At 56.2% G+C, this 8248-nt stretch carries 9 protein-coding genes; 4 read left to right on the top strand and 5 right to left on the bottom strand.

Going from position 1 to position 8248, the window contains the following annotated elements; genetic code table 11:
- On the top strand, positions 1 to 465 hold a 465-nt coding region (locus VI895_02200), incomplete at its 5' end, for a methylenetetrahydrofolate reductase (GenBank protein ID HLG18610.1).
- On the opposite strand, the gene VI895_02205 is transcribed toward VI895_02200, so the two are convergent.
- Genes VI895_02205 through VI895_02215 form a run of 3 tightly spaced genes read right to left on the bottom strand, consistent with a single transcriptional unit; the run spans position 412 to position 4427 of the window.
- On the bottom strand, positions 412 to 939 hold the full coding sequence (locus VI895_02205) for a DinB family protein (GenBank protein ID HLG18611.1): 528 nt from the start codon (positions 937 to 939) through the stop codon (positions 412 to 414). The genes VI895_02200 and VI895_02205 overlap by 54 nt on opposite strands.
- A gap of 18 nt (positions 940 to 957) precedes the next feature.
- Complete coding sequence (locus VI895_02210) at positions 958 to 3144, bottom strand: 3-hydroxyacyl-CoA dehydrogenase NAD-binding domain-containing protein (protein ID HLG18612.1); 2187 nt, start codon at positions 3142 to 3144, stop codon at positions 958 to 960.
- Positions 3144 to 4427 (bottom strand): thiolase family protein, encoded by a 1284-nt coding sequence (locus VI895_02215; GenBank protein HLG18613.1) that lies wholly within the window; start codon positions 4425 to 4427, stop codon positions 3144 to 3146. Before VI895_02215 ends, VI895_02210 begins: the two co-directional genes overlap by 1 nt.
- A 207-nt stretch (positions 4428 to 4634) precedes the next feature.
- Between VI895_02215 and VI895_02220 the strand changes: the two genes are divergently transcribed.
- Positions 4635 to 5540 (top strand): zinc dependent phospholipase C family protein, encoded by a 906-nt coding sequence (locus VI895_02220; GenBank protein HLG18614.1) that lies wholly within the window; start codon positions 4635 to 4637, stop codon positions 5538 to 5540.
- Positions 5541 to 5590: 50 nt separating this feature from the next.
- Here the strand turns inward: VI895_02220 and VI895_02225 are convergent, their stop codons facing one another.
- Entirely contained in the window at positions 5591 to 5986 is a 396-nt protein-coding gene (locus VI895_02225; GenBank protein ID HLG18615.1) for a type II toxin-antitoxin system VapC family toxin, read from the bottom strand.
- The gene (locus tag VI895_02230) at positions 5983 to 6243 is read right to left on the bottom strand and encodes a hypothetical protein (GenBank protein ID HLG18616.1); all 261 of its coding nucleotides are present in this window, start codon (positions 6241 to 6243) and stop codon (positions 5983 to 5985) included. The genes VI895_02225 and VI895_02230 overlap by 4 nt, the downstream gene beginning before the upstream one ends.
- Before the next feature lie 455 nt (positions 6244 to 6698).
- On the opposite strand from VI895_02230, the gene VI895_02235 reads away from it, so the two are divergent.
- A complete protein-coding gene (locus VI895_02235) occupies positions 6699 to 7445 on the top strand; it encodes a uracil-DNA glycosylase (GenBank protein HLG18617.1) in 747 nt (248 codons plus the stop codon).
- A 1-nt stretch (position 7446) separates the two neighbouring features.
- Positions 7447 to 8127 (top strand): hypothetical protein, encoded by a 681-nt coding sequence (locus VI895_02240; GenBank protein HLG18618.1) that lies wholly within the window; start codon positions 7447 to 7449, stop codon positions 8125 to 8127.
- Positions 8128 to 8248: the final 121 nt, after the last annotated feature.

The raw sequence follows: 8248 nt of genomic DNA on the forward strand, positions 1-8248 counted from the left end.
GCCACGCTCGAAAAACCGACCGATTTCGCCATCGGCGTGGCGGTCAATCCGAACGTTACCGGCGCGAGAGGTTTGGATGGGGCGATGTTCAAGCTGCGCAAAAAAATCGCCGCCGGCGCCCAGTTCGCCGAGTCGCAGCCGATTTACGATGCGCAGATTCTCCGGAATTTCGCCCGGGCGATGAAATCGGCCGGATTGCCCGTTTGCGTAGGCCAGATGCCGATCGTCAGCAAACGAAACGCCGATTTCTTTCATAATGAAGTACCGGGCGTGAAAATTCCCCAGGAGGTCCGGAATCGTTTCGAGGGCCTTTCAAAGGCGGATGGGGAGCAAGTGGGAATGCGAATCGCGAAGGAGTTAGTCGACGTCGCGTTCGAAGAAGGAATCCGGTGCTTTTATTTGATTCCGCCTTTACGCCGGTTTGAATTGGCTGCCGAGCTGATCACCTACATTAAGAAGCGGTAACTCTTGGTCCTGCGCAAGTTCGTGGATGAAACGGATATGACCTTCGTCGTGTTCTCGGATCATCAATAAGAGTTTTTCAACTGACACGACTCCGCCCGTTTCCAAGGTTCCGCTTCGATTCAGGCTTTCCGAAGAAACGTCTTTAAGTATGCGAATGGTCGCTTGCCTAGCTTCGATGAATTCGTTGAAAGCTAAATCGAGATTCTGTTCGTTGTATCGCCGTGCAATGGCGAGGCGGTCACCATCGATGTTGGGCAGAAATGGCTGATCTTCCTGGAGTAGTCTTGCGATCCGAATTGCATGTCCCTCCCGCTCGATATCACGGAGGTGACAAACATTTTCCAGTGCCGAAAATGCCTGTGATTTTGGTTTCCAGCGTGGATCGCGGCCGCTTATTTGACCGATAGCCTGCCGGATTTTTTCCGGGGTTCGAGCGAGATCTGCAATCAGGGATTGAAGTTCAGCGTTTGTCATCCGACGATCCATTCTTTCCTACACTCCGGGCATGGCGAGCTGAGGAGGATGCGTTTCTTCCGATCGGATTTCAGTCCACTGGGCGAAAGAGGCATCCTGTTCGGCAAGCTCTTCCAGGAGTCGCGTCGGACGAAAATGCGCGCCATATTTCTCGGCTAATTGGCGCAGCTGGTCGGCGATTTTCCTCGCTCCTCGGACGTCGGCGTAAGCCAAAAGGCCGCCGCGAAATGGGGCGAAGCCGGTTCCGAGCACCATGCCGACATCCACGTCGCGCGGGGAGGTGACGACTCCTTCCTCCAAACAACGGCTCGCTTCGTTCACCATTCCCAGTACCATCCGGTCCACCAGCTGGTCATACTCACCCGTCGTCATCGTAAAGCCGCGGCCGTTGGAAGCCTCCTCCAACGCGGCGCGGACGGCCTTTTCGTCCAGAACTTTTCCTTTCGGGCCGTGGATGTAGAAGCCTTTTCCTCCCTTTTTCCCCGTCCGGCCGTCGTGCCGGACCGTGGTGAGGAGCGACGAACTCTTGGGAAAATGCGGCAGCGACTGAGCCAGGTGGTGACCGACCTTTTCGGCGATGTCGAGGCCGACTTCGTCCATCAATTCGAACGGGCCCATCGGCATGCCGAATTGCACCATCATCTTGTCGATCTCCAATACGGGGATTCCTTCCTCGGCGGCGCGGCAAGCTTCGTTGAGATAAAGGCCGAGCAAGCGGTTGACGAGAAATCCGGGCCGGTCGGCGACGACGATCGGTGTTTTTCCCATGGAGAGAGCGAAATCAAGCGTGGTGCTCAGGGCCGGCGCACCGGTTTCTCTCCCCTTGACGATTTCGACGAGCTGCATCCGATGAACCGGATTGAAGAAATGCAGGCCGATCACACGCGCGGGATGCGGAACCGAGGCGGCGATCTCCGAAATGGACAGCGCCGAAGTGTTGCTGGCCAGGACGGTGTCGTTGCGGACATGTTTGGCGAGTTCGGCAAAAACCTGCTTTTTGATATCCAAATTTTCCACGACCGCCTCGATTACCAAGTCTGCGCGATGGAATCCTGTCCAGTCCGTTGTGGGGGCGATCCGGATGTAGCGGTTCTCCGCTTCGCGCCGGTCGATTCTCTTTTTCGCCACCTCTTTCTCGTTCAATTCGCGGACGGTATCGAGGGCCTTGGCGATCGCCGACGGAGCGATGTCTCGGAGGCGGATCATTTTGCCCTTGGCCGCGATGATGTGGGCGATCCCGCCGCCCATGACGCCGGCGCCGATGATACCGACCTTTCGCACAGGTTTCGGAGCTATTTCCAGTTTGCTCCTCCGAATTTCCTCCGTGGCGAGAAAAATATGAATCAGCGATTTTGACACGGGGGAAGCGGCGAGCTCTCCCACGCGACGAGCTTCCACTTCGTACCCGTCGGCCTTTTTGGCGCGAAACGTCTCTTCCAGAACGTCGATCGCCGCGAGCGGGGCCGGATAAAAACCGGATGTGGCCGCCAATGTTTTCTCCCGGACTTTTTTCAAAACGTAATGGCGGGCGGGCGGGAGCCATTCGACGAGGCGGTGCCAAAGCGGTGTTTTTTTGGAGGAGCGCCGCCGGGCTCCGCGTTTCAGCCAATCCCGAGCGATGTTGTCGAGAATCTCCGAAGGAACGACGTCGTCGACGAGACCGATGCGAAGGGCTCGTCGGGAATCGACGATTCTTCCGGAAACGATCATGTCGACGGAAGGAAGAAAACCGATCGTCTTGGGAAGCCGCTGGGTACCGCCGAAACCGGGAATGATTCCGAATCGGACTTCGGGAAGACCGAGCCGGACGTTCGAACCGTTTCCGCAGATTCGATAGGTGCAGGCGAGGGCGAACTCCATTCCTCCGCCGAGGCAGGGTCCGTCGATTGCGGCCACGGAAGGATAGGGAAGCGTCTCGACAAGATTCATCAGAGCGTGACCCTGGCGCGATTTCTGGATCGCGTAGTTAGCGTCTTGCACGGCGAAGATTTCGTTCACATCCGCTCCGGCGATAAATGTTTTCGGTTTTGCGCTGCGGATCAGGAGGCCGGTCACTTCTTTCATGGCGTGAAGTCGCTGGAACGTCCGGGTTAGTTCGTCCACCATTTCGGAGGAAAGAATATTGGCCGACCGTCCTTGCGTATCGAGCGATAGCTCGGCGATTCCGTCCTTTCGAAACTCCAGCTGGTGATTCGCGCCGGCCATCAACGGCGCTCCAATACCATCGCGGCGCCTTGACCTCCGCCGACGCAGAGGGTGGCGAGTCCCAATTGAAGGTTGCGACGTTTCATCTCTTTGGCCAGGGTCAGCGTGATCCGCGTACCGGAGGTTCCAACCGGGTGGCCGAGGGCGATCGCGCCGCCGTTGACGTTGAGACGGCCGACATCGATCGGTGCAAGCTCCGGCTGGTCGGCACCCACCGCCTCGCCGAGTTTTGGTCTTTCAAAGACGCGGAGATTGGCCAACACCTGGGCGGCGAAGGCTTCGTTCATTTCAACCAATTCAATTTCGCGCATGCTCAGTCCGGCTCGCCGCAGGGCGATCGGTGCGGCAACGGCCGGGCCGAGTCCCATCCGTCGGGGATCGAGGCCGGCGAATCCGTAACTTCGGATCCAGGCGAGCGGCTGGATGCCGGTGACCTGCACGCGCGCTTCGCTCATTAAAAGGAGTGCGGCTGCGCCGTCGGTAATGGGTGAACTGTTTCCCGCCGTCACCGTGCCATACCTTCGGTCGAAATAAGGAGTCAGTCTTTCGAGGGCTTCGATGGTTTGGTTCTCGCGCGGGCCGATGTCGTTTCCCAGCGGCTCCGGTTCTCCCGGCAAGTAAATCGGAACAATCTCGTCCGCCATCCGGCCGGACTTTGTGGCGGCCACGGCGCGCTGATGGCTTTGCAAAGCGAATTCGTCCTGTTCCCTTCGCGTGATGTGAAATTCTTTGGCCAGCACTTCCGCGGTCTCCCCCATGTTAAGGCCGCTGAACGGATCCTTGAGTCCTTCGGCCAGAGCCACGACCGGTTTGAGCATTCGGGGCCGGAACTTAGCCAAGGCCGCCGCCTTTTTTAACCGCGATTTGGCGCGCCAGACGTTGCCCATGAAATCGCTCATTTCTCTGGGATACATGAGCGGAATGTTGGACATCGATTCCGTGCCGCCGACGACGACCGTGTGAGCCTGGCCGCTTCGAATCAACTCGAATCCCTCCGCGATCGACTGAAGGCCGGAAGCGCAATTTCGCGACACCGTGTGAGCCGACATGGAAAGAGGCATGCCCGAATTGAGTTCGATGACACGGCTGATGTTTGTGGCTTCCATCGGCTGCGCGACGTTGCCGATAATAACTTCGTCGACGGTGGCCGGATCGATATCGGTCTTTTCCAGAAGCTCGCGGACGGCGATCCGGCCAAGTTCTTGGGCACCCATTCGGGATAGGCGGTCTCCCGCCTTAACAAAGGGGGTACGAATTCCGTCTACAATGGCTACTCGGGTCATAAGGCTCTCAGCGAGGCGTGAATTGAACCTGAGACAAAGAGGGGGCTTTCTGAGGCCGAAATTCTTCTAACAGATTCTCGAAACTCGAGGTTAAGTGACCGAAGTTGCAGCACGAACCTCCTCTCGACCCCTTGGATGACCCGGGGCGTCAAATGCCGTTTGATTTCGCAGAGTTGAATCCGTATCATAGAACGAGTGCAAATTTCCATGAAATGGTGTCTCGCCTTCGGGGCGGCACTGTTTCCCTTCCTGATTATCGATTCAGCGTGGGCGTGGGGTCCGGCGGCTCATCTTCAGTACGGGATGACGGTTTTGGGGCAGCTCTCTCAACTGGCGGACGGCCTCCGGCTGCTCCTTTCGGCTCAGCCAATACCGTTCCTCTATGGTTGCGTGAGCGCGGACATTGTTTTGGCGAAGAAATTAGGGCGAGCCATGACTCATGGCCATCGATGGGACAACGGGTTTCGCTTGATCGAGGAGGCGCAAACGGACCGAACCCGGGCCTTCGCGCTCGGTTATGTGGCCCATCTTGCCGCCGACACGATCAGCCACAATTGTTATGTGCCGAGCAAGACGATCGAATCGTACGATTCCGGAATCCTAAAGCACCTGTATTGGGAGTTGGTGTTCGACCGAAAAATGACCAACTCCAAGACGCTCAAGCTTTTTGAACAGATCGCGAAAGGAGATTTCAACGATTGCGACGCCCATATGGAAAGCCTCGTGCCGACTCGAATCTTTGATTTCTCTTTCAACAAGCAGATTTTTAACCAGCTACTGCTCCTCCAGGGTCTTCACCAGTGGCAAAAGTTGTGGAGCGGGCTTTCCAAGAAAAACCCCTGGCCGTTGCCGCCGACCGAGGTGAAGCACTTTCACGACAAAGCGGTCGGCGCCGTAATGAGCTTTTTGGTCGATCAAAAAGATTCGCCGATGGTGGCGGCCGACCCGACCGGTCAAGCGCGCTTGCGGGCCGCGCATGAACTGCGCCGACATTTCAAGAAAAAGCTCCGGACCGACCGTCCGCCCCCCCGCAACGTGGTTCGCGCCGCCGCACAGAGGTTCGCCCGAGAGCCGTTCTTAGCGATTGAAGTCGACGATCTCAAAGCGGCGTAATTTCAACGATGGACGGCGAACCAACGTTGAAACCACGTATGTGGTGCAGGCTACGGTACCCCGGCAACGCGAGCCAGTTGCGGAAAGCTGTCGAAGTGTTGATCTCGGGAAAAGAGCACCAGGTCGTGCTGATAAACTAAAGCCGCAATCCAGATGTCATTTGTCGGGATAGGAGTTCCCTTAGATCGAAGCTGCTGAAACAAGCGAGCGTAATGGTGGGTTGTTTGTTCGTCTGGTGAAAGAACAGACACGGTTGAAGAGTTCAGAAAACTCACAAGCTTGCTTTCATTGGTTGCCGCAGCCTTTCCACCTAAGAAGCCGGCGCGCAATTCCGCAATGGTGATCAGAGGTAGATAAACTCGCTCAGCTTGTTGGATAAGCCGAACCGCTGTTTCGTCTCCTTTACAGAAGTCTACGTAACGGTTCGTATCAATCGCGATCTTCACTTCCAGAGATCAGGGTCCACCTGATCTTGCATTCGGATGGCCTCGTCGAAGGCCGGATCTTCCACCCAGCTGCCGATGCAGGAAGCCAGTTCATGATTTATCTTCGGAACGTCCCTCAATTTTGCTCCGAGTCTTAAGGTTTCAAGGGTTAATCGATTGAGACTTTTCCCCGTCGCCCGGGCTCTTTTACGTAACCATGTATCTAAATCTGGAGGGATATCTCGGATCGTGTACTGCTGTCGGCTTCTCGGTTTCATTGTGCCTACATAATATATATCCTATGCATGCATGTCAAGCATGCTCAAAACCAGAAAAATACGAATAACCTCCTGATTTTCTCGTTATTCCAGAACCTTATCCTTAATGGTGGGGTCATCAGCTTCATCCAAAACACTTGATAGGGGCGTCAAATACCCTAAAATCACGGATGTAATGAAAAACCATGCATCTTCGCGGGAAGCTGGGATGTCACTCCATAAACTGGCGAAACGGACCGGCTGCTTTGTGGCGAATCTGATGCGAAAAGTGATTCGCAAAGTGAGACCTCGCTCGGCGCCTCGCGGGCCTGTAGCCCTGTGGTCAAAACCGATTTCGAAAACATCGAAAGACCACGACTCCATTTACGACTTCTGATTGATTCGGACATCTATGGACCGGAGTTCGTCCGAAGTTTCTGTAGCCCGTAATCCGAAGCAGTGATATCGAAAACCGAATGAGCCGGGACGCGAGTTCGGAACCTCAAAAAGAGCTGTTTGAGTTGGTTGCGGCGACGCGTGTGGCCCTGGAGGACGCGATTCGGCGGGGGCAACGCACGGATTCCATCGCTGCGGAGCCCGCGGTCCCATCGGTTCTAACGTCTGTGGCGCCGGCGGAAGGCGTTCAAAGCCTTCCGGAAATTCGTGCGTTCATCGGCGAGTGTACGCGGTGCAAATTGCATCGCGGCCGGAAGAAACTCGTCTTCGGCGTCGGAAATCCGAACGCCGAACTGGTTTTCGTGGGTGAAGCGCCGGGGCGGGACGAAGACATTCAGGGAGAGCCGTTCGTCGGGAGGGCCGGGCAACTGTTGAACGATATCATTGAAGCGATCGGCTTCAAGCGGAACGAAGTTTACATCTGCAATGTCGTAAAATGCCGGCCGCCGGAAAATCGAAATCCGGAACCGGATGAGATCGAAACCTGTGAACCATTCCTCGTGGCTCAGCTTGCAGCCATTCGGCCGAAGATCATTTGCGCCTTGGGGAAATTCGCGGCACAGACGCTTCTTAAAATGGAATCGCCGATTTCTCAGCTTCGAGGAAAACTTTTCAATTACCACGGCGTCTCCCTCATGCCGACCTACCACCCGGCCTTTCTATTGCGCAATCCGGCGGCGAAAAAGGACGTATGGGAAGATATGAAATTGCTGCACGCCGAGCTTTGCCGCCTGACGGGAAGAAACATTCCCCGAAAAGGAAAGTAAAATGCGCCCGTTCGGAATCGTGTTTGTCATCCTTTCCGCCCTCTACTTGGGGATGGTTCAGCTCTCAGATCTCCGCCGGCTAAGCGAGCTTCCGACCGACACCGTTCAACGGGAGTACGAGAACCTGACGGCTACGCTGGCTCAATATGATCGGCTTATGACCATGCCCGAAGGAGGCTTGGCGACCATCCAGCAAATGAGGGGGGACGCGAACTATCGATGGCTGGAACTCACGCGCCGGAAATTCCGCATGTCGTTCTGGATGCCCTGGCTGGGGATTGCCGGTTTAGGAATGATCCTGCTTTCGTTTCTCGTAAGACGCCGGCCTTCTGTGATGGCGCTAAATTTAGCGCGGCGATCGGCCGCCAACGTTAACGAGGCCCCGCCGAAGGAAGAGTACGTGGACGATTGGGAATTTCGCCGAAAATCGGAGGGAGGATTTAAGACGCGCGAAGACGCGGTCGAGTGGCTCCTTCAAGATCCTCTGCGCAAATGCGATTACTGCGGCGCAGAGCTGAAAGCCTCGTTCGAGGGGGACCGGGACGCGGTTCAGTTGGTTACGTATTATAAGAAGGTCCCCGAGGGAGCGAAGGACCTCCGGATTGTTTTGGACAGTCTTTGGTTCGCCCGATTCGCCTCGGAGCTCAAATGCAGTTCATGCGAGCGCGTCATTCGTCGGTAGTTCCGGCGGAATTCGATCCGCTGGCGGCATACGATTACCTCCTCCCGAACGATCGGATTGCCGTTTTTCCGGAGGCAAGGCGGGAAGAGGCCAAACTTTTTGTGTACGACCGCGCGGCGGG

This window comes from Bdellovibrionota bacterium, from assembly GCA_035292885.1.
GTDB lineage: Bacteria > Bdellovibrionota_G > JALEGL01 > JALEGL01 > DATDPG01 > DATDPG01.

What these genes read in the sequence shown, in the direction of transcription:
- VI895_02240 (HLG18618.1), top strand. Translation starts at nt 7,447, where the DNA reads ATGCGCCCGTTCGGAATCGTGTTTGTCATCCTTTCCGCCCTCTACTTG.
- VI895_02230 (HLG18616.1), bottom strand. Translation starts at nt 6,243, where the DNA reads ATGAAACCGAGAAGCCGACAGCAGTACACGATCCGAGATATCCCTCCA.
- VI895_02210 (HLG18612.1), bottom strand. Translation starts at nt 3,144, where the DNA reads ATGGCCGGCGCGAATCACCAGCTGGAGTTTCGAAAGGACGGAATCGCC.
- VI895_02235 (HLG18617.1), top strand. Translation starts at nt 6,699, where the DNA reads ATGAGCCGGGACGCGAGTTCGGAACCTCAAAAAGAGCTGTTTGAGTTG.
- VI895_02205 (HLG18611.1), bottom strand. Translation starts at nt 939, where the DNA reads ATGACAAACGCTGAACTTCAATCCCTGATTGCAGATCTCGCTCGAACC.
- VI895_02215 (HLG18613.1), bottom strand. Translation starts at nt 4,427, where the DNA reads ATGACCCGAGTAGCCATTGTAGACGGAATTCGTACCCCCTTTGTTAAG.
- VI895_02220 (HLG18614.1), top strand. Translation starts at nt 4,635, where the DNA reads ATGAAATGGTGTCTCGCCTTCGGGGCGGCACTGTTTCCCTTCCTGATT.